The sequence below is a fragment of the Cyclonatronum sp. genome (assembly GCF_022565315.1).
In the GTDB taxonomy this organism is placed as follows: Bacteria; Bacteroidota; Rhodothermia; order Balneolales; family Cyclonatronaceae; genus Cyclonatronum.
In genome coordinates, this window is the sequence record NZ_JAIUMX010000014.1 from 18,277 (window position 1) to 36,930 (window position 18,654).

An 18,654-nucleotide genomic window follows, 5' to 3' on the forward strand; every position below is an offset into this window, starting at 1 on the left:
TCCTGCCAAAGGCTTAGCCTTCAGGCCTTCCTCCGGTTTTCCAGCCAGGTTTGCAGGGCTTCGGTTACTTTTCGGTTGGCTTTGGGGAAGGGGTATTCGGTGAGTTCTGCCCGCGTAATCCAGCGGAGTTCTTTGCTGGCTTTGGGGCGCGGCCCGGGTTCGCCGGTTTTGATGCGGCAGATCCAGGCGTTGAGGGTAATTTTGAAATGGGTGTAGGCGTGCTTTACTTCACACAGCCGCAGGCCCGGCATCACTTCAACCCCCAGCTCTTCTTTCAGCTCGCGGATGAGGGCTTCTTTCCGGCTTTCGCCTTCTTCAACCTTGCCGCCGGGAAATTCCCACAGCCCGCCTAACATTTTGTCCTCCGGACGCAGCGCGATGAGGATACGGTCCTCATCATCCACACAAATCCCGACCACGATCTGATGGTGCGGGATTTTCTTTTTTGGGGCCTTGAAAGGGAGTTCCGCGGTTTTCCCGGTTTTGTATGCCACGCATCCCGTGCTGAGCGGGCAGCCCGCGCATAGGGGCGATTTTGGGGTGCAGACCGTTGCCCCGAGTTCCATCACGGCCTGATTGAAGTCACCGGGCCGGGCAGTATCGAGCAGGCCGTCGGCCAGCTGCTGAATCTGAGCCTTGGTTGCGGGCAGGCTTACATCCTCCTGTATCCCGAAGTAGCGGCTGAGCACGCGGATCACGTTGCCGTCCATCACGGCATGCGGCAGGCCAAAAGCGATGCTCGCCACTGCGGCTGCGGTGTAAGGGCCGATGCCTTTCAGGGCTCGGATTTCGTGGTAGGTTTGGGGGAAGACGCCGCCGTGTTTGCTGAGTACCGTTTTGGCGGCATCGTGCAGGTTGCGGGCGCGGCTGTAGTAGCCCAGGCCCTCCCAGGCCATCAGCACTTCGTGCCGGTTGGCGGTTGCGAGGGCTTCGAGGGTAGGGAAATGCCCGAGAAAGCGCAGGTAGTAGGGCGTAGCCTGATCAACGCGGGTTTGCTGCAGCATGATTTCCGACACCCAAATCCGGTACGGATCTCCGCAATCGCGCCAGGGCATTTCCCGTTTGTTGGCGTCGTACCAGCTTAGCAGTGGCTTTGCAAAGTGATGCGGACGGATTTGCTCTTGCGAAGATGTCATGCGGATAAATGGTAAATGTCAGATTTCGAAAGGATGAATGGGGTGAGATGCAGGGATGAAGCTTCCGTGCGGGTCGTTGCGTTTCTTGTTTTTGTGTTTCTGCTGGGATGAATGTAAAAATTATCCGACCCTTTCCGGGGTGTTTATCTTGTGAGGCGTTTGTTTTTCTGTAGTTAGGTAACTCCTTCGGAGTCGGTTGGATAGAAATCTTTAGCTGTGCGATAATCGGGCAAAAGCAGCGGCTGAAGCAGCGCGGGCGAAATGCCTGCTGTGTTTGCTATGTGTTCAATCCCGGAGAGCGTTCATTTTGTTTAATTTCGGGGGATGACTTTTTTAAAAGCTCCGAATCAAAAAAAGCTGGGCGCAAGCCGTTGATTTGGGATCTTTCACAAGCACGAAAGACCGTGATGCCCACGGGGTTTCTCCCAAAAAAAGCGGAGGCCCGCATAATCGGGGAGCCGGCCTGCGGGTGACGGGGATCGGGCAAGCGAAAAGCCGGTAACTCAGCGAGAAGTTTTCATAAGGCGGGTTTCACTCTCTGCTGAGCTGCAGCACGGTGATGGTTACGTTCATCTGCGTAGCTGCGCCGAACTGATCGGTGGCGATGACCTGAAAGCGGTGCTGCCCTTCCTGCCGGCGGGTGGGGGTCCAGGTGATGAGGCCGGTGCGCTCGTTGAGCACGGCGCCGTCGGGCAGGTCCGCGGCGAGGTAGCGGATCAGGTCGGAGTCGGTGCCGTCGGGGTCGGTTGCCCGCAGCGGCAGGCTGAAGGTTTCGCCAACGGGGATAGAGAGCGGCCTTACCTGATTGAAGCGGGGCGGGGTGTTGAACGGCCTCACTTCGATTTCGAAAGTGACGCTGTCGGTTTGTCCGTCGGGGGTGCTTGCAATAATGGTGAACTGCTGCCGCCCCACATCGCGGGAAGCCGGCTGCCACAGGAAGCCCTGATCGCGTATGCTTGCCCCGCCGGCACTCGTTTGCAGCTGAAAGCGGACCTGTTCCGGCTTAATTTCATGTTCGAAGGTGAGAGGCAGCAGCACCGGGCGCGGGAAGTGTGTAAGCTGATCGGGTATGGGGCTGAGCTTCAGCCGGCCGGGCTGCCCGGGTTCGGGGGATTGCCGGATTTCTGATACGGGCCGCTCTTCGAACTGCATGCGGCCAAGCTGATTAAACTCCGTGAGCCAAAGCTGCCCCTTGCTGAGGGCCATTAAGTTGCCGGGTGCGGTGTCGCGGCGGATGAGCTGAGCCTGACCACCTTCGCGGGCCTGCCACAGCTGCCCGGTGCGGGTGCGGATGAGGTAGCGGCCTTGCCAGAACTTCAGTTCATCAACGGCGCCGTCGGTTCTGAAGAGGGTGTTGAGCTCCCCCCCGGAGCCGAGTGCGTAAACCGTGCCTTCGGCGCCGGTGAGCAGCGGGCGGCCGTCGATCACAAACAAGTTGCTGATGGCGGGGCCGAACTGAAAGCTCCGCTGATGCTGCAGCTCGCCGCTCTCCTGCACCCGAAACTGATGCAGGCTGTTGTTTGCGGTGAGTACGAGCAGGGTGTTTTGAAAAGCCCGCACAGCAGAGACGCGGTTCCGGCCCGTTTGTGGCAGCGCGAGCTGAACGGGCCGCTCATCAACGGCTTCGGGTGTGGCAAGGGAGAGCCGGAAAAGCCCGGGGGTTTCCATCCCCATAAAAAGAAAATCGCCCACACGTGCCAGGCTTACGGGCGCAGCCGGCAGGGTTGTGGAGGAGTACACCCCGAGCACGGAGGTAGGTTCCACTATGGTGAGCCGGCTGTTGGAGCCGGTGAGGTAGGCGAAGCGCACATCGGAGGTGAGGCGGTTGCCGCGCCGCTGCATGCCCTGCGAGCTGTAGAGCCACTGCAGGGAATCGGCATGTACGCGAAACACAACCAGGCCGTCTTCAGAAGAGAGGGCGTAGAGATGGGTTTCGGAGGCCGTTACCGACTCGAGCCCGGGGATTTCCATGAGGGTGGAGATATCGTGGACCAGCACCTGTTCGCTTTGGCCCTGTGCCGGTTTGCTAAGGCAGGTGAGCAGCGCTAAGGTGAAAAACAGGCAGGTAGAAGCAGTTAATTTTGGCATTCTGATGTGAATAAGTCCAATAATAGAATTTCGGGTTTGCCTGCGCTTGCGCTTGCAGCAGGCGGGGATCGTGTTGTGTTGTGTAAGGATGTTCGGACTGACTCCGGCTAAACGTAGCCGGCGAAGCTGCATTGCGGGGAATGCATGGGAAACGGAATAAGGGGCGGCAGCCCCATGGCCCTGCACCTTTTGCGCGGAGTGTTACAGCCAGCGGTGCCGGCGGTACCAGCTGATGGTATCTTCGAGGCCTTCGCGTATGCCGTAAACGGGTTTAAAGCCGAGTTCCTGCTGAATTTTACGGATGGAGCAGGTCCATTGCAGGGTCATTTCTTTGGCTTTGTCGCGGTTCATCATCGGGTAGTTTCCGATAAGGCCGGCGGCGGATTCGGTTAGGGCACCAACGAGGGTCACGATTTTCGGCGGCAGCGGCAGGGTGATGAGTTTTTTGCCGAGTGCCTGTGCGGTGGCATCTTTGATCTCGTTCCAGGTGTACACTTCCGGCCCGGAGACGAAATAGGTGTGCACGCCGGTTTCGGTTTGGTTCCAGGCGAGCATCAGGCCCTGAACCACATCATCTACATGCACCATGGAAATGCGGTTGGTAGCGCCGCTGCCTACGATGGGGCAGATACCGCGGCTTGCAATCTGAAAGAACGACAGGATTTGCTCTTCCCTCGGGCCATAAACGGCCGGCGGCCGCAGGATGGTTATGGAATCCTTAGGGCCGGCAACGCGGTGAATCATTTCTTCCATGTCTTTTTTGGACTGCCCGTACATGCTTACCGGCAGCATGGGGTCGGCTTCTGTTACCGGTTTTTGGAAGCTCGGGCCGGCCGCGGCAAGGGAGGAGAGTATCACCATTTTGGGCACGCCGGCTTTTTGTGCCATCCGGATGATGTTTTCGGTGGCCTCCACATTGGTGCGGAAGAAGATTTCGGGTTTGGGTGCTTTCACGAGTGCGGCAAGATGGAAGACCACATCGGCACCCTCGAGGCCCTTTTTGAGGGCAGGCAGGTCGTGCAGGTCGCCCTTAACGGGAATAATGCCCTTATCGCGAAGCCATTTGAGCTCAGTGCGAACAAGGCAGCGCACCTCATTCTGCGGGTCTTCAAGCAGGGCGTCGGCAAGGTGAGAGCCAATAAATCCGGTGGCGCCGGTTACGAATACTTTCATATAGAAGTGAAAACTGCGTATTTTAGTCAGCTTCTGAAGGTACGAAAAAAAGCAGCTCAAACCCTTAAGAAATGCCCGTAAGCTTATGCAGACAGCCGGCAAAACAGGCTCAGGGGCAGGGGGAGCCGCAGGGATTAGCTTCAGACCGGAGCTGTTCATCACGAAAAGCCGCTGGTAAGCCGGCAATCATTTAGCTAAGCATTCATGAAAATTGCATTATTCACGGGCAACTATGTCCATATTAAAGACGGGGTATCGCTTACACTGAACCGGCTGGTACGCTATCTTACGGAAGAGCGCGGGTTTCAGGTGATGGTTTTCGGGCCTGATATCAGCAGCAGGGCAATAGAGCCGGCCGGAACCTTCGTGGAAGTGCCTTCTGTACCGGCGCCGGGGCGGCCGGAGTACCGGGTTTCCCTTTTTTTGCCTGAAGTTTTACGGCATGAAATTGAGCTTTTCCGGCCTGACCTCATCCATATTGCGACGCCTGATTTTCTGGGGCTTGCGGCTCTTCGGTTTGCCCTTCGCAACCGGATTCCGGTGCTTTCTTCGTATCACACGCACTTCAGCAGCTACCTGAAGTATTACGGACTCGATGTGCTCGAAGGCCTGCTCTGGAAATACCTGAAGTGGTTTTATGACCGCTGTGACGTGGTTGTTTCTCCGTCCGAATCGATGAATGAGTACCTGCTGCGCAACGGCCTTGACGCGAAGAAAGTCGGGCTGTGGTCGCGGGGAGTGGAGACGGAGCTTTTCAGCCCGGTCCGCCGCAGTGAGGCCTTTCGTGAGCAGCAGGGTTTTGCGAAGGATGATGTGGTTGTGAGCTACATTTCGCGGCTTGTATGGGAAAAAGATCCTCGCACTTTTATTGATGCCGTGGAAAAAGCACAGGCAGCGAATCCGAAAATCAAGGTGCTGGTGGGCGGCGAGGGCCCTGCACGTGAGCAGATGGCACAGGAGCTGCCGGGTGCGGTTTTCACCGGCTTTGCTTTCGGGGAAGCGCTGGCTGAGATTTATGCGAGTTCCGATATTTTTGTTTTTCCATCGGATACCGAAACCTTCGGAAACGTAACGCTGGAAGCGATGAGCAGCGGCGTACCGGCTCTGGTCGCGAATGCGGTTGGGAGCAAATCGATTGTGCTGCACGATAAGACCGGCTACATACTGCCGGTTGGTGATGCCGGTGCTTTTGCCGAAGGCATCCTCCGGCTTGCCGCCGACAGTGCCCTGCGGGCTGATATGTCGGCACAGGCAAGAGAGCGGGCCCTCACGTTCGGCTGGAGCCGGGTGATGGAAGGCCTCACCGAAACCTATGAAGCGGTAATTGCCGATCACCGGCTGAAAGCATGAAAGCAGCCGGGGGCAGCTGAATTAAAATTGAGATACGGCACTTTCAATATCGCTGCAACCTGTTTATTATCCCTGACCGCCATAATAGCGCAGGATTGTAAGCCGAAGGGCCGAAGAAACACGGCCGAAAACATCCTGCAGCATAGTTCCTCCTGAAACTCACCAATTCCCGGTTTGAAGATACTGTACATATCACATTTGCATCCTCCGCAGCAGGCTGTGCTGAAAAACATCGGCGGGATGCAGCGTGTGAGCCTTCAGCTGACAAATGAACTGGCTGCCAATGCGGGAATTGAGCTGAAGGAGATCACCATGGAGACGGGCTGGCGCTTTATCGGGGTGAAGACCTTTTTGTTTTTGCTGCGACTCTTTTTGTTTTTGCCGGCCCGGGTGAAGCGCGACAAGCCCGACATCATCCTTTTTTCCTCTATGGTAACCGGTACGCTGGGCTACTTTTTGCGGCGGCGGATCCGGGTTCCGATGGTCAGTATTTCGCACGGGCACGATGTTACGCTGAGTGTGGGCATTTATCAGTGGCTGCTCAGGAAAGTGTTTGCCTGCCTCGACGGGGTGATATCGGTGAGCTCTGCCACCCGGGATGAGTGCATCAGGAGAGGGCTTGAAGAAAGCAAATCGCAGGTGCTGCCTAACGGTTTTGACGTGCGGGATCTGCCCGAGGCTGTTAACAAAACCCAGGCCCGGCAGCAGCTTGAGCAGGCACTCGGAATACAGGCCGGTAACCGAAGGATACTGCTCACCGTAGGCCGGTTGATAAAGCGCAAAGGGCATGAGTGGTTTATTCGCGAAATACTGCCAAAGCTGGAAACTGACGTACTGTATGTGATTATAGGAGACGGAAATGAGGCAGCGGCCATCAGGCGGGCGATTCAGGAGAGCGGGCAAAGCGCAAAAGTGCATTTCGACGGCAGGCAGGAAGATGAGGTGCTCAAAGTAGCCTACTCAGCAGCTGATCTGTTTATTATGCCTAACATCAGGGTACCCGGTGATATGGAAGGCTTTGGGGTAGTACTGCTCGAAGCCAACATTAGGTGTACGCCTGCTATTGCAAGCGATATTGAAGGAATCAGGGATGTGATCGAACAAGGCGTTAACGGATATCGTATACCGGAGCTTGATGCCGGTGCTTTTGCTCAAACGATAGACCGTGTGATGGCAGAGGAGCTTGATCAGCTATCGGTGCGGGCACGCGAATATGTGCAAAGCCGGTTCAGCTGGGAGGCCGTCTCGAAAGCCTACATAAAACACCTGTCAAAATTTGTGTACACCGGTGAACGCTCTTAACGGTGTTCAGACTTTATAGCAGTGCGGGTTTGATTCGGCAAAAACTTCGGTTTGGCGCTTAATTTGCCAGCTTTCCTTTGGTTTGAACAAACACGGGAAGTAAGTATATTACAGATTGATTTATTATTAAGATTTTAACTCTCAAAGTATGAGTCGTACCCATACGGACAAGAAAAAAGCAGATATTTTTTCGAAAGCATTTAATTTCACCAAGGCCGATGAAGTAAAGGCCTTGGGGCTATACCCTTATTTCAAACCGCTGACAGAAACCGATGGGACTGTAGTTGTTATTGAAGGCCGCAAAGTAATTATGGCTGGCTCAAATAATTATCTTGGATTAACCAATGATCAGCGCCTGATAGAAGCGGCTCAGAATGCGATTACGCGTTACGGTACAGGCTGTACCGGTTCACGTTACCTTAACGGAACGCTTGACCTGCACCTTGAGCTCGAAGATAAGCTCGCAGATTTTATGAATAAAGAAGCCTGTGTGCTGTTTTCTACAGGCTATCAGACCAATGAAGGTGCAATTCAGACCATTGCACAGCGAAACGACGAAATTTATTCTGATAAAGACAACCATGCCTGTATCGTAGTTGGTACGCTTGTATCCAATGCCAAAACCTATCGTTTTGCGCACAATGATATGGATATGCTGCGCAAACTGCTTGACCGCTCCAACCCGGATGCCGGAAAAATCATTGTAAGTGACGGTGTTTTTTCGATGTCGGGTCAGCTTGCGAATGTGCCGGAGCTGGTAAAGGTTGCCAAGGAATACGGCGCCCGCCTGTACCTCGATGATGCGCATGCAATCGGGGTAATCGGCGACGGCGGCCGCGGGTCGGGATCGGTTTTCGGACTGAATGATGAAGTGGACCTTATCAGCGGCACTTTTTCCAAATCATTTGCTTCTCTCGGCGGTTTTTTGGTTGGCGAGCGGCCTGTGATTGAGTATATCCGACACAATTCGCCTGCTCATATTTTCAGTGCTTCCATGCCGCCTGCCAATGCGGCAACGGTACTTAAAGCCCTTGAAATCCTGAAAACGGAAACCTGGCGCCTTGACCGGCTTGAATACATCTCAAATTACATGAGAGAAGGGCTTCGTAAGCTCGGCTTCAATGTATGGACGAGCAGCACACCCATTATTCCGGTAGTTATCGGTGAGATGATGGACTGTTTCAGGTTTTGGAAAGATTTGTTTGAAGCTGGTGTGTATGCAAATGCAGTTGTACCTCCCGCAGTGCCGCAGGGGCAGTCTCTGATCCGTACGAGTTACAGTGCAACGCACACAGATGATCAGCTTGATGCCATCCTTGAAGCTTTCTATACCATAGGTGTGAAGCACGGCATTATTGATACCAACGGTCATTCTCTTGTTGAAGCTTAACGCTTAACATTTTGGATCCTTCATCAGCGATTCTTACATCACCGCCATCAGATATGGACAAATCGATGTACGGGGTCAGGTATGTATCAGGGCCTTCAGAAATGAAGGCTTTTTTACAATTCCCCTACGAGCACTACGCAAGTGATCAGAACTGGATCGCGCCGCTGTATATTCAGCAGCGCGATCTGCTCGATGCATCCAAAAATCCATATTTTGCCGACGTAGAGCATGCCTGTTTTCTGGCAGAGAAAAATGATCAGGTTTGCGGGCGTATTGCCGTTTTCATCAACCGCTCATGGAATGCTTATCAAAAGCAGCAGACCGGTTTTTTTGGTTTCTTTGAATGCCGCAACGATGCCTATGCAACAAAGCTGCTCGTTGAAGTAGCAACCGACTGGCTGCAGGAAAGGGGGATGAATAAAATGATAGGCCCCATAAATCCCGGTTTCATGTATGAACTCGGGCTTTTGGTTGACGGGCACGAAACCGAGCCTTACATTATGATGCCCTGGACCAAAAAGTACTACGACGGCCTGCTCAAACAGGCCGGACTGGAAAAAGAGATCGATCTTTTTGCCTATGTGGTAGATGAAAAGAATGTTGCCTTAGACCGCATAAACCGTGCCGAGCAGATTGTGCGCAAGCGCATGCCTGACCTTCAGATACGGCCGGTGAGGCTGTCTGATTTTGATTCAGAGATTCGCATCATCCGGGATATTTTTAATCAGGCCTGGAAAGACAACTGGGGGTTCAGCCCGGTCGGGGAGGAAGAATTCAGGCATATTGCCAAAGACCTTAAGCTGATTCTCGATAAAGATATTGCGCATATTGCCGAAATTAAGGGCAAGGCTGTTGGTTTTTCGGTAGCACTGCCCGATATGAATCAGGCTTTCAGGCACCTGCGCAACGGGCGCCTGCTACCCTTTGGTATTTTTAAGCTACTTTGGCACAAGCGGAAAATAAACCGCATACGTACAGCCCTTATGGGTGTGATTCCCGAATACCGGGGAAAAGGTATTGACGCCCTGCTTCACCGTGAAGCGATTGTGAAAGGGCTGGCTAAAGGCTACAACGCATCTGAACTGAGCTGGCTGCTGGAGACAAACACCGACATGATTCGCGTAGCCGAAAAAATAGGCGGTTGGCGCGAAAAGACGTACCGCATCTATCGCCGGAATATTTAACCGCTGCTACTCCCCAGATGCTTTCACCCGGTATGCTGCCGGTATGCTACATGCGTGGTTACGGTAAAAGATTGCTGCTCAGCACGCATGAAACAGCCTGAATACAGGCAGCAGGCCGGACAGCCATTAAAAACAGCCAAACAGCAGCTTAGAAGGTTTTTGGAAGCGGTTTTCCGGGCCGTAAGAGCCGTCACAAGCCTGTAAAAACCTTTCCGCTTTTTGGGATAACAGGCCTGAAAAGCGTATTTTTAGTAAGTCATATTATGATCAGTCAACTTATCATTAACTATAAATTTCATGAGTGTTGAAACCCTAAACGGCACCACACAGCTGGTTCCTGCAGACTCTGCGTTCAAAATCAGATCTGCATCTATCAAGAAGTTTTCCAAAGACCACCTGACAGCATCACTTCGTACCATGATGCTGTCACGTCGTCTTGATGACAAGATGCTGACCCTGCTGAAACAGGGAAGGGGCTTCTTCCATATTGGGGGGTCCGGTCATGAGGCGATTCAGGTTGCGGCGGGCCGTAACATGATCCCCCGTAAAGACTGGGGTATGCTTTATTATCGTGATATGTCGTTCGCACTTACGATGGGGATGACGGCGAGGCAGCTTCTTTCAGCCCATCTTTCAAAAATGACCGACACAAGCGCGGGCAGGCAGATGCCCTCTCACTTTAACAGCCGTGAGCTCAATATTGTATCGGTGAACAGCGCTCTTGGTGCGCAATTCCTGCCGGGTTTGGGCATCGCTCAGGCGATTAAGTTTCTGGGAGATGACGAGGTTGTGTACATCTCAACCGGCGACGGCGGCACTTCTGAGGGCTCTTTCTTTGAGCTGCTTAACTGGGCAACCCGCGATAAGGTGCCTGCCGTAATTGTGGTACAGGACAACAAATTTGCAATCTCCGTGCCGGTGCACGAGCAAACGAGCAATAAATCTATCTCCAAAACTGTGCAGGGTTTTGAAAACCTGGAAATAATCGAGTGTGACGGTACCGATTACCTGAACGCCTATGCAGCTATGGAAAAAGCAGTAGCCCATGCCCGCAGCGGTAAAGGTCCGGCGCTGGTACACGCGCATGTGGTTAGGCTGCTGCCGCATTCTTCCTCTGATGATCACCGCAAATATCGCAGCGCTGAAGATCTGGAAGCCGATAAGGCCCACGACCCTATCACCAAGCTTTCGAGACAGATGATGAAGGCCAAAATCATCACGCAGGATGAAATTGATGCGCTTTTTGCCGAAGTGAAACAGCAGGTTGATGAGGACACCAAATGGTGCATGGCACAGGAGGATCCCAAGCCTGAGGATGCCGTTACCCACGTGCTCTATGAGGGAGAGTCAGACCTTGCATACGAAACCGAAGAACCCTCCGGTGAGCCGATTGTAATGGTTGATGCCATCAACCATGCTCTCTATGAAGAAATGGAGCGCGATGAGCGCGTGATTGTTTTCGGGGAGGATGTTGCAGGCGGAAAAGGCGGCGTGTTTACGGCAACCCGCGGCCTCACGGATGCCTTCGGCTCAAACCGCTGTTACAATTCACCGATTGCGGAGGCTTCGATTATCGGAACCGCCTGCGGACTCAGCATCAAAGGCTTTAAGCCGGTGCCGGAAATTCAGTTTGCCGATTACATCTGGCCCGCCATGCAAATGCTGCGGAATCAGGTGCCGGTGCTTCGGTACCGCTCAAACAACCATTTTGCAAACCCGATGGTTATCCGGGTTCCATGCGGCGGTTACATTCACGGCGGGCTTTGCCACAGCCAGAATATCGAAGCTACATTCGGACACATCCCCGGTTATAAAATTGTGATGCCGTCGAACGCAGCTGATGCGAAAGGCCTGCTCAAAACCGCCATCCGTGGCGAAGATCCGGTAATTTACCTTGAGCACAAGTTTCTGTACCGTCAGGGTTTTGCACGCCGGCCCGAGCCTGGTAAAGATTTTCTGGTACCCATCGGCAAGGCAAGCGTAGTACGTGAAGGCACCGACCTCACCATTGTAACTTACGGTGCGCTGGTGCAAAAAGCGCTTAATGCTGCCAAGGCCTACGCCAAAAAAGGGGTCGAAATTGAAGTGATTGACCTGCGTACCATTGTGCCTTACGATGCCGAAACGGTTCACACTTCTGTAAAGAAAACGAACCGCGTACTCGTGCTGCACGAAGATTATGAGTTTCTCGGCTTTGGGGCGGAAATTTCTGCTCAGATTGCCGATCACTGCTTTGAGTCGCTCGACGCGCCTATCGTTCGGGTTGCGGCCAAATTTGCGCCCATCGGCTTCGCCGCTCCTTACGAAGATTATCTGCTTCCGAACGATGCCGATGTTACCAACGCCATTGAGCGCCTGACTGCTTACTAAGTGGTCTGTTTTTCCTTATGCTGTTTTAAAGCCCCGGTTGCGCAGCCGGGGCTTTTTTTATGGTGCATTTAGCTGCATCCTTCGTACCGGTACACCTTCAGCTTGCCGTTTTTCACTTTTGCGGCGTCATTGAACGGAATGACCTCAGCTGGCACTGGCAGGATTGCGGCCCTGATACTTTTAGGGTCGTTATCTGAAAATTCCCGTACAGTTTATCTGCTTCTGATGGTGCCAAACTGCAACAGCCGGTCGAACTGTTGCTGCTGATCCCTGAAGTACACCAGCACCTGATACTCCTGGTTTGTTTGAGCAAAGAAGGCCGAAAGCCTGAGGTCGACGAGGCGGTTGTTGTTCACAACGGCATAGGTGTAGTCGTAGCGCCCTTCTTTCATGAGGATGCGTGCTGAAAAAGCATCCTCATCCGGGCTGTAGATCATGCGCTGTGCAGCGCTGATACTCCAGTTGGTGAATGATCCGGTCACAAAAACGGCCTCATCGGGCTCAATAAATGAAGGGCGTTCGAGATTGAATTCTACTTCGGTATATCGTGCTGACCTGCCGCTTCGGGGTTCACCAAAGCTGTACGAGCGGGAAGGTCTGGGATTTACGTCGAGATCAACCACATCATACTGCAGCCGTATCAGCGGCGGATTACGCTCCGGGAAAACTTCAAACACATCTCTCGTGATACTGAAAAGGTCGTCGATAAGCAGCGGCCTGAATTCATAGCGCCCCGGAAAGCTGTCTTCGCGGCTAAGGTGAAGCCGGATAAGGCCGGGGCTCGAAATATCGCGTTCGGTGGTGAGCCGGCTGCGCCCCCAAAACTGATTTTGTACCACCCGAACGTCAATATCAACAAGCGGCATACTCACAAAATCAGGAAACTGATACTCCGTAAATATCTGATGGTTGGGGAAGCGGCTGTCAAAAAAGTGGTCAGTCACTTCGGCCCGGAGGCTGCCACGGTCTTCGGTAACGAAAAAGGGGAGGGAGAACAACAGTTCACGGCTCACATAATCGTACACTTCAACCATGAAATTGCCGCTTACCTGAATATCGAGGTTTCGGTTTGGAAAGGTGTAGCTGTAGCTGTAGAAGGAGGGAAACTGCCCGGTACCGGGTGTGCCGCCGGTGATGGTGTCATCACGAAAACCCCGGCTGAGTGCCGCAGGTGGCAGAAAGCTTTCGCTCCAGTCGGAATTGTAGTGCTTCAGCCGGATGAGAAAACTGTTTCCGGCATCTGCGAGCTCATCGAATTGCAGGGTAAGCCGCTGTGATGAACCCAGCACAATAACCGGCGGGTTACCAGGCCGCTCACGGAATAATTCTATGCTCCGGATTTCGGCAGTCGGGGGCTGCTGCGGGGCTACGGCTTTGGTATTGGTAATCCGGTTTTGAAGATTTGAGTGAGCCGGCTCATAGCTTTCGCGCGGCATGCTGCTGCAGGAAGCGAGCAGGAAAGCGGATGCGAGCACAGCAGCCATCACCCTGCCCCTGATTTTCCTCCCAAAAAGAAATGAGCTTATGCAGATGTGATATGTGAGGTTGCTTGAGGTCAAATATCCAGGAAGTAGGTGCCGTCGAAGGTAAACACTGCAGGACCGCTTAGCCGAAGCCCGGTATAATGCCTGCCTTCGGAGTTGTACCGGAAGCTGGTTTTAAGTGTGCCGCCGCTGCACAGAATTTCGTAGCTGAAGCTGCCGTCTGCTTCAGGGTTTTTTTTGTGATGATGCGCAACAGCCGTAGCAAGGGCGCCGGTGCCGCAGGCAAGGGTGAGGTCTTCTACGCCACGCTCGTAGGTTTTCATGTAGATCTGATTCGGGCTTTGCGCTTCGCAGGCGAAGTTTACATTAGTGCCCTTTGGGAACAGCTCCTGCCGGTTGCGGATGTCCCGGCCCTGACTGCGCAGCAGGGCTTCATCATCGAGGGTACCGGCATCAACCCAGGTAACGACATGGTCGGTACCGGAGTAGATTTCGAGCGCATCACGGTCAAACAGGGTGAGGAATTCGCCGGCTTTGGGTTCAACCGGAAAAAAAACGCTGACTTCATTTTTGTTTACTTCGGCCTCGTAACGGCTGCCATGTACCATGAAGCTTAGCTTTTCGGGGAAGCCGGAGCGCACGGCAAACCGGGCAAGGCATCGGGCGCCGTTGCCGCACATACCGGCATCACTGCCGTCGGCATTGCGGTAAATCATGCGGTAGTCGGCGCGTTCGGAAGGTTCGAGCACAAGTACGCCATCGGCGCCAACCCCGAAACGCCGGTGACAAAGCCGGGGGGTGAGTGCGATGATTTCATCGAGCAGAAAACCGTAGGTGCGGTTGTCGAACACCACAAAGTCGTTGCCCGCCCCGTGCATTTTTGTGAAAGCGATGGATTTAATATTCACGAGTAATTAAAAAAAATTGAAACCGGCTGAGCCGGGGGGAGTGTGTAAAAGAAAAGCATGGAGTACTAACCCAAAAAAGGCCTGCATCATTTAGGTTGCAAGGTGTTCGTAGGCCGGAATGTGCATCCAGGGCTTGCTGTCGGGTATGGACGGGTCAAGACCGCGCATCAGCCGTGAGATCCGGAAGGCCAGTACGGTAAAAATATAGCGGCCGGTAACGTTCACATCCAGCATGGTTCGGAACTCCTCGAACATCTGATGCATTTCATCGAGGCGCGCATTTTTGAGGGCCTTGCAAAAATTGTGAATCACTTCAACCTGATCGGCATTCACAAGGAAGCGTTCCTCGCCGGTTGCGCGGTAAATTTCAAGATCGCGCACCAGTACTTCCATCAGATTCAGGATGTTAGCCATGCCTTCGCGGTTATTTTCGGTTTGCCAGCGCTGTGCAATGCCGGTGATTTCCAGAGGGTCGAGGGAGTAACAGCTGCGCAGATAGCTGATGATGTCGTTTCTCATGCCCCGCAGCTGCTCAACATCGTAAAAGCGGGCGGCGGAGTAGTTACCGCCGGTGATGCGCGAGAGAAAGCGTGCTTCCGGCTCGTTCAGCTTATCATAGGTCTGAAGCCCTTCAGCAACTTCATCGGGGCTGAGCGGCGACATACGGATGTGCTGACAGCGCGAGATAATGGTGGGCAGCAGGGCATTTACATTGTTGGTTGTGAGGATAAAAACGACCTCATCAGGCGGTTCTTCCAGCAGCTTCAGGAAGGTGTTGGACGCCTCTTTCCGCATTTTTTCGACCTCACTGATAATGATGATGTTCCGGTAACCTTCGTTGGGTTTGCGGTAGGAGCCGCTGAGTACCGTCTCCTTAAAATAGCTGATAGAGTAGAAAGAGTTTTTGTTCGTCTGATCGCTTTCATCTTTGAGGCTCGGCCTCAGGGTGAAGTCAACCACTTCGTAGGGGTCTTTTGCGAGCAGCTGAATGCGGTCGCGCAGCAACCCTATATCAGGGTCACTTCCGGGAAGCGGGATGAAAATCCGGATGTCGGGATGGTTGCTCCACCGGCTTTTTTTTGAAAAGGCCGTGCCTTTGAGGTCGGTGAGGTTATCGATTCCATTAATGAGTTCGGCAAGGGTAAGCGCCAGCGCTTTTTTTCCAACGCCAGCGGGCCCGCTGATGAGGTAGGCGTGGCTGAGCCGCCCGGAGCTTACAATGCGTTCGAGCTGATCGCGGGCCTGCAGGTTGCCAACAAGGCGCCGGTTGCCGGGTTTAATGGCGGAGCCGGCATAAGGGAGTTCAGTCGGTCCAGACATAATCAAATAACATGATGGAAAGGGTGATGGTTACGCCGCAATAGCCGATGAGCGCGGCGAGCTGCTCGGCAATACCGCCAATCGGGCTGCCGCCGAGCAGGGTTCGGGTAGCATCGCTCAGCAGTACGATAAGCGGAAGCAGCAGCGGCAGGCAAAGTACCGAAAAAATAGCGCCCTTCTGTACAGATCGCGAAACCAGAGATGCCATAAGAGTTGCTACACTTGAAAAACCAAGCGAGCCCAGTAAAAGCAGCAGCAGGAAAGGAAACAGATCGGGGTCGAAACTGCCCGTAAGAATGGCAAAAAGCAGTGCCGTAAGCAGCGAAACCGCGTAGGTGAAGCTGAAGTTGAAAAGCAGTTTGCCGATGTAAACCGGCAGCCCCGGCGTATTGAGCCGAAGCAGATCAAACGTCTGCTGATCGGTTTCCATCACAAAAGAGCGGGCAAGGCTCGAAAGGGCCGCAAACAGGATAATTATCCAAAGCAGCCCGCTGTACAGGTCTGCGGTGAGCAGGCTGGTGTTCAGCGAGAAAAACATCACCATAGTGGCTGAAGCCACAAAGGTGAGCACGGTATTGATGGCGTACCGGGAGCGGAGTTCAAGCTGAAAATCTTTCCGGAATATGGCGAGGGCACTTTTAAATAGCTGCATTTTTTCAAAGTACGAAGTTTGCCGGCAATTATCGAAAAAGAGTTGAATCTCCGGCCGCCTTCCGGTAATTTGATGTGCCGCCATTCGCTGTCAGAACCGGCCGGCCGGCCGTGAGAAACCTCCGTTTGTTTGAAGTGTGTATCCGCTAAAAAAGTCTTAAATTTCACCATCGTTTTTTTGCAGCCCGCATCTCTTCAAAAATTTTGCAGCGCTGCAGCATTTAAAAGATTGAACAAGCCTTCATTATGAAAATCTCTGAAATTCTCAGCTCCGGACACATCGTACTGGATGTTGAAGCAGGAAACAAGGAAGAATTAATTAAGCGACTGGTAAATGAGTTAAAGAAGGAGGTTGATGAAGAACTGCTTCAGAAAATAAAACAAGCAGTGCTCGATCGCGAAGAAGTAATGTCAACGGGAGTTGGGAAAGGGGTTGCGATTCCGCACGCCAAGCTTAGGGAAATGGAATCAAACTATGCGGTATTTGCCCGCCTGAAGCGGCCAATCGATTTCAGTTCGGTAGATGATGCCCCGGTTTCACTGGTCTTTCTGCTGGTAGGCGGATGTGCCAAGAGCAGCTATCATATAAAGCTGCTCAGCAAAATATCAAGGCTGATGAACCATGATAACTTCCGGCATCAGCTCATGATGGCCGAGTCTGCGGCAGTAGTTGTTGAGCTTTTCCGTGAGGAAGAAGAGCAACCTGTCTGATTAAGCAGCCCGAACTGATGACCTCCGAAGCCGCCTCAGCAGGATCAGCCCGAATTTCCGCAAGGATGCTTTTTTGGGGGATGATGTGCGTGCTGTTTGTGCCATGGTTGTGGGCTGGCGGAACCGCGAAGGGGTTTGCCGCCGGAGCAGATGGCCGGCAGCCGGCACCGGTGCATGCGGCCGCAGCACCAAGCGAAGAGCGCATTCAGGCTCTGATAGCCGCGGGCGTTCCGTCAGACGCTGTATGGGCTGTTTCTGTACGCAACGAAGCTGGGGAAGAACTCATCAGCATCAACAGCAGCACGCCAATGCGGATGGCCTCAAACAGCAAGTTGTTTGTAACAGCCGGCCTGCTGCACGGCCTCGGGCCGGATTTCCGCTTCCGTACAACCCTTTACGGCGATGGCCGCCTTGTTGACGGGGTGTGGCTCGGGGATGTGCACCTTGCCGGCTCAGGAGATCCGTCTATCGATAAATATCACTATGATAATGACGCGATGTTTGTGTTCAACTCCTTCATCAGGCAGCTGCGCGAGCAGGGTATTAACCGAATTGTAGGGGATGTTTTTGGCAACGAAAGCCTTTTCGACGATATCCGCTATCCCCGGGGCTGGGAGTGGGACGATCTGTCGTATTATTATGCACCGGAAACCGGCGCGCTTTCCTTCAACCGAAACTGTATTGATCTTACGGTCAGGGCTGTGGGCACAGTAGGGGATCAGCCGCAGATTACCTGGTTTCCGTTCAATACCGATTATGTGAACCTGGTGAATGAGCAGCGCATCACCCCGCGAAATGTGCGCTTCAACGAATCTTATGCACGTGTGCTGGGAACCAATACCATCTTGCTGCGCAGTACGCTGCCGCAGGGCTATCTGGAGAAAGAGTCGCTCACCATCACAGATCCGGCCCTTTTTTTTATTGACAGTTTCGTGAAGCAGGCGAGCTTCAGCGGTATCGACTGGATCGGTGAACTGATTGTGGATTCACAGCGCCGCAACTGGCGCGGTTTCCGCAACCTTGCGGAGCATCATTCCGAGCCGCTTGCTGTGCTGCTGAAACGGGTGAATGCACACAGCGACAACTTCTACACCGAAATGCTCACCAAAGCGCTGGGTGCTTATTCGATGGGCGTGCAGGGCAGCACGGAAGCCGGGCTGACCCTTATTCTTGAAGAACTCGAAAAAATAGGCCTCGATACTACAGATCTTCGTTTTCGGGATGCTTCCGGCATGGCAAGCGCCAATCTTGCATCGGCTTATCAGATCACAGCGCTGTTGCGGCTGATGCAGCAATCCCCCTACCGCACCGAGTGGGAACAAACCTTTGCCAAAGCGGGCTTCAGCGGTACGCTCGAAAACCGGTTCATAAGCTCGCCCGCGCTCGGAAATCTGTATGCCAAAACCGGCTTCATTACCGGGGTACGCACCCTTAGCGGGTACCTCGATACGCAATCAGGCACCCGGCTGAGCTTCTCCATCCTCACCAACAATTTCACAAGCCGTGTTGCCGCAGTAGATCAGGTGCACGAGCGTATCCTCAACCTGCTTTGGCAGGAACTTTAATCTGAAATCTGATTCGGCACCC

Annotated in this window: 15 protein-coding genes; 8 read left to right on the forward strand and 7 right to left on the reverse strand. The window is 53.5% G+C overall.

All coding sequences use genetic code 11. The features are described 5' to 3' along the window. Positions 1 to 20: 20 nt before the first annotated feature. From mutY to LAT75_RS04360, 3 genes are all read right to left on the reverse strand, one after another. Positions 21 to 1,136 carry an A/G-specific adenine glycosylase gene (mutY, locus tag LAT75_RS04350; RefSeq protein WP_291481402.1) on the reverse strand — a complete coding sequence of 372 codons (1,116 nt, stop codon included), beginning with the start codon at positions 1,134 to 1,136 and terminating at the stop codon, positions 21 to 23. Between the two features lie 531 nt (positions 1,137 to 1,667). Next, positions 1,668 to 3,224, reverse strand: coding sequence for an Ig domain-containing protein (locus LAT75_RS04355; RefSeq protein ID WP_291481403.1), 1,557 nt, complete (start codon positions 3,222 to 3,224; stop codon positions 1,668 to 1,670). A gap of 201 nt (positions 3,225 to 3,425) precedes the next feature. Beyond that, entirely contained in the window at positions 3,426 to 4,397 is a 972-nt protein-coding gene (locus LAT75_RS04360) for an NAD-dependent epimerase/dehydratase family protein (RefSeq protein WP_291481404.1), read from the reverse strand. A gap of 204 nt (positions 4,398 to 4,601) precedes the next feature. Here LAT75_RS04360 and LAT75_RS04365 point away from each other — a divergent pair, with 204 nt between their 5' ends. The 6 genes from LAT75_RS04365 (at position 4,602) to LAT75_RS04390 (ending at position 12,190) form a co-directional block, all read left to right on the forward strand. After that, positions 4,602 to 5,747: a glycosyltransferase family 1 protein gene (locus LAT75_RS04365; RefSeq protein WP_291481405.1), complete on the forward strand. Its 1,146-nt coding sequence runs from the start codon at positions 4,602 to 4,604 to the stop codon at positions 5,745 to 5,747. A gap of 219 nt (positions 5,748 to 5,966) precedes the next feature. Continuing rightward, positions 5,967 to 7,049, forward strand: a complete 1,083-nt coding sequence (locus LAT75_RS04370; RefSeq protein WP_291481406.1) for a glycosyltransferase family 4 protein — start codon at positions 5,967 to 5,969, stop codon at positions 7,047 to 7,049. A 148-nt stretch (positions 7,050 to 7,197) separates the two neighbouring features. After that, positions 7,198 to 8,439, forward strand: a complete 1,242-nt coding sequence (locus LAT75_RS04375; RefSeq protein WP_291481407.1) for an aminotransferase class I/II-fold pyridoxal phosphate-dependent enzyme — start codon at positions 7,198 to 7,200, stop codon at positions 8,437 to 8,439. Between the two features lie 11 nt (positions 8,440 to 8,450). Beyond that, complete coding sequence (locus tag LAT75_RS04380) at positions 8,451 to 9,623, forward strand: GNAT family N-acetyltransferase (protein ID WP_291481408.1); 1,173 nt, start codon at positions 8,451 to 8,453, stop codon at positions 9,621 to 9,623. 297 nt (positions 9,624 to 9,920) lie between these two features. Then, positions 9,921 to 11,993, forward strand: a complete 2,073-nt coding sequence (locus LAT75_RS04385; RefSeq protein ID WP_291481409.1) for a dehydrogenase E1 component subunit alpha/beta — start codon at positions 9,921 to 9,923, stop codon at positions 11,991 to 11,993. 59 nt (positions 11,994 to 12,052) lie between these two features. Continuing rightward, a complete protein-coding gene (locus tag LAT75_RS04390; RefSeq protein WP_291481410.1) occupies positions 12,053 to 12,190 on the forward strand; it encodes a hypothetical protein in 138 nt (45 codons plus the stop codon). A 15-nt stretch (positions 12,191 to 12,205) separates the two neighbouring features. On the opposite strand, the gene LAT75_RS04395 is transcribed toward LAT75_RS04390, so the two are convergent. The 4 genes from LAT75_RS04395 to LAT75_RS04410 all read right to left on the reverse strand — a co-directional run bounded on the left by LAT75_RS04395 (position 12,206) and on the right by LAT75_RS04410 (position 16,357). Continuing rightward, the gene (locus LAT75_RS04395; protein ID WP_291481411.1) at positions 12,206 to 13,477 is read right to left on the reverse strand and encodes a type IX secretion system plug protein domain-containing protein; all 1,272 of its coding nucleotides are present in this window, start codon (positions 13,475 to 13,477) and stop codon (positions 12,206 to 12,208) included. A 71-nt stretch (positions 13,478 to 13,548) separates the two neighbouring features. Then, positions 13,549 to 14,385 carry a diaminopimelate epimerase gene (gene dapF / locus LAT75_RS04400; protein ID WP_291481412.1) on the reverse strand — a complete coding sequence of 279 codons (837 nt, stop codon included), beginning with the start codon at positions 14,383 to 14,385 and terminating at the stop codon, positions 13,549 to 13,551. A gap of 90 nt (positions 14,386 to 14,475) precedes the next feature. Beyond that, entirely contained in the window at positions 14,476 to 15,705 is a 1,230-nt protein-coding gene (locus LAT75_RS04405) for an AAA family ATPase (RefSeq protein WP_291481413.1), read from the reverse strand. Continuing rightward, a complete protein-coding gene (locus tag LAT75_RS04410) occupies positions 15,689 to 16,357 on the reverse strand; it encodes a heme exporter protein CcmB (protein ID WP_291481414.1) in 669 nt (222 codons plus the stop codon). The genes LAT75_RS04405 and LAT75_RS04410 overlap by 17 nt, the downstream gene beginning before the upstream one ends. A gap of 245 nt (positions 16,358 to 16,602) precedes the next feature. Between LAT75_RS04410 and LAT75_RS04415 the strand changes: the two genes are divergently transcribed. Both LAT75_RS04415 and dacB read left to right on the forward strand, forming a co-directional pair. Beyond that, on the forward strand, positions 16,603 to 17,067 hold the full coding sequence (locus tag LAT75_RS04415) for a PTS sugar transporter subunit IIA (RefSeq protein WP_291481415.1): 465 nt from the start codon (positions 16,603 to 16,605) through the stop codon (positions 17,065 to 17,067). 17 nt (positions 17,068 to 17,084) lie between these two features. Next, entirely contained in the window at positions 17,085 to 18,632 is a 1,548-nt protein-coding gene (gene dacB / locus LAT75_RS04420) for a D-alanyl-D-alanine carboxypeptidase/D-alanyl-D-alanine-endopeptidase (protein WP_291481416.1), read from the forward strand. The last annotated feature ends 22 nt before the right edge of the window (positions 18,633 to 18,654 follow it).

Bases quoted from the DNA above. Each gene is read 5' to 3' on its own strand.
- LAT75_RS04360 (WP_291481404.1), bottom strand. From the start codon at position 4,397: ATGAAAGTATTCGTAACCGGCGCCACCGGATTTATTGGCTCTCACCTT.
- LAT75_RS04375 (WP_291481407.1), top strand. From the start codon at position 7,198: ATGAGTCGTACCCATACGGACAAGAAAAAAGCAGATATTTTTTCGAAA.
- LAT75_RS04365 (WP_291481405.1), top strand. From the start codon at position 4,602: ATGAAAATTGCATTATTCACGGGCAACTATGTCCATATTAAAGACGGG.
- mutY (WP_291481402.1), bottom strand. From the start codon at position 1,136: ATGACATCTTCGCAAGAGCAAATCCGTCCGCATCACTTTGCAAAGCCA.
- LAT75_RS04405 (WP_291481413.1), bottom strand. From the start codon at position 15,705: ATGTCTGGACCGACTGAACTCCCTTATGCCGGCTCCGCCATTAAACCC.
- LAT75_RS04355 (WP_291481403.1), bottom strand. From the start codon at position 3,224: ATGCCAAAATTAACTGCTTCTACCTGCCTGTTTTTCACCTTAGCGCTG.
- dacB (WP_291481416.1), top strand. From the start codon at position 17,085: ATGACCTCCGAAGCCGCCTCAGCAGGATCAGCCCGAATTTCCGCAAGG.
- LAT75_RS04395 (WP_291481411.1), bottom strand. From the start codon at position 13,477: ATGGCTGCTGTGCTCGCATCCGCTTTCCTGCTCGCTTCCTGCAGCAGC.
- LAT75_RS04410 (WP_291481414.1), bottom strand. From the start codon at position 16,357: ATGCAGCTATTTAAAAGTGCCCTCGCCATATTCCGGAAAGATTTTCAG.
- LAT75_RS04415 (WP_291481415.1), top strand. From the start codon at position 16,603: ATGAAAATCTCTGAAATTCTCAGCTCCGGACACATCGTACTGGATGTT.
- LAT75_RS04390 (WP_291481410.1), top strand. From the start codon at position 12,053: ATGGTGCATTTAGCTGCATCCTTCGTACCGGTACACCTTCAGCTTGCC.
- LAT75_RS04385 (WP_291481409.1), top strand. From the start codon at position 9,921: ATGAGTGTTGAAACCCTAAACGGCACCACACAGCTGGTTCCTGCAGAC.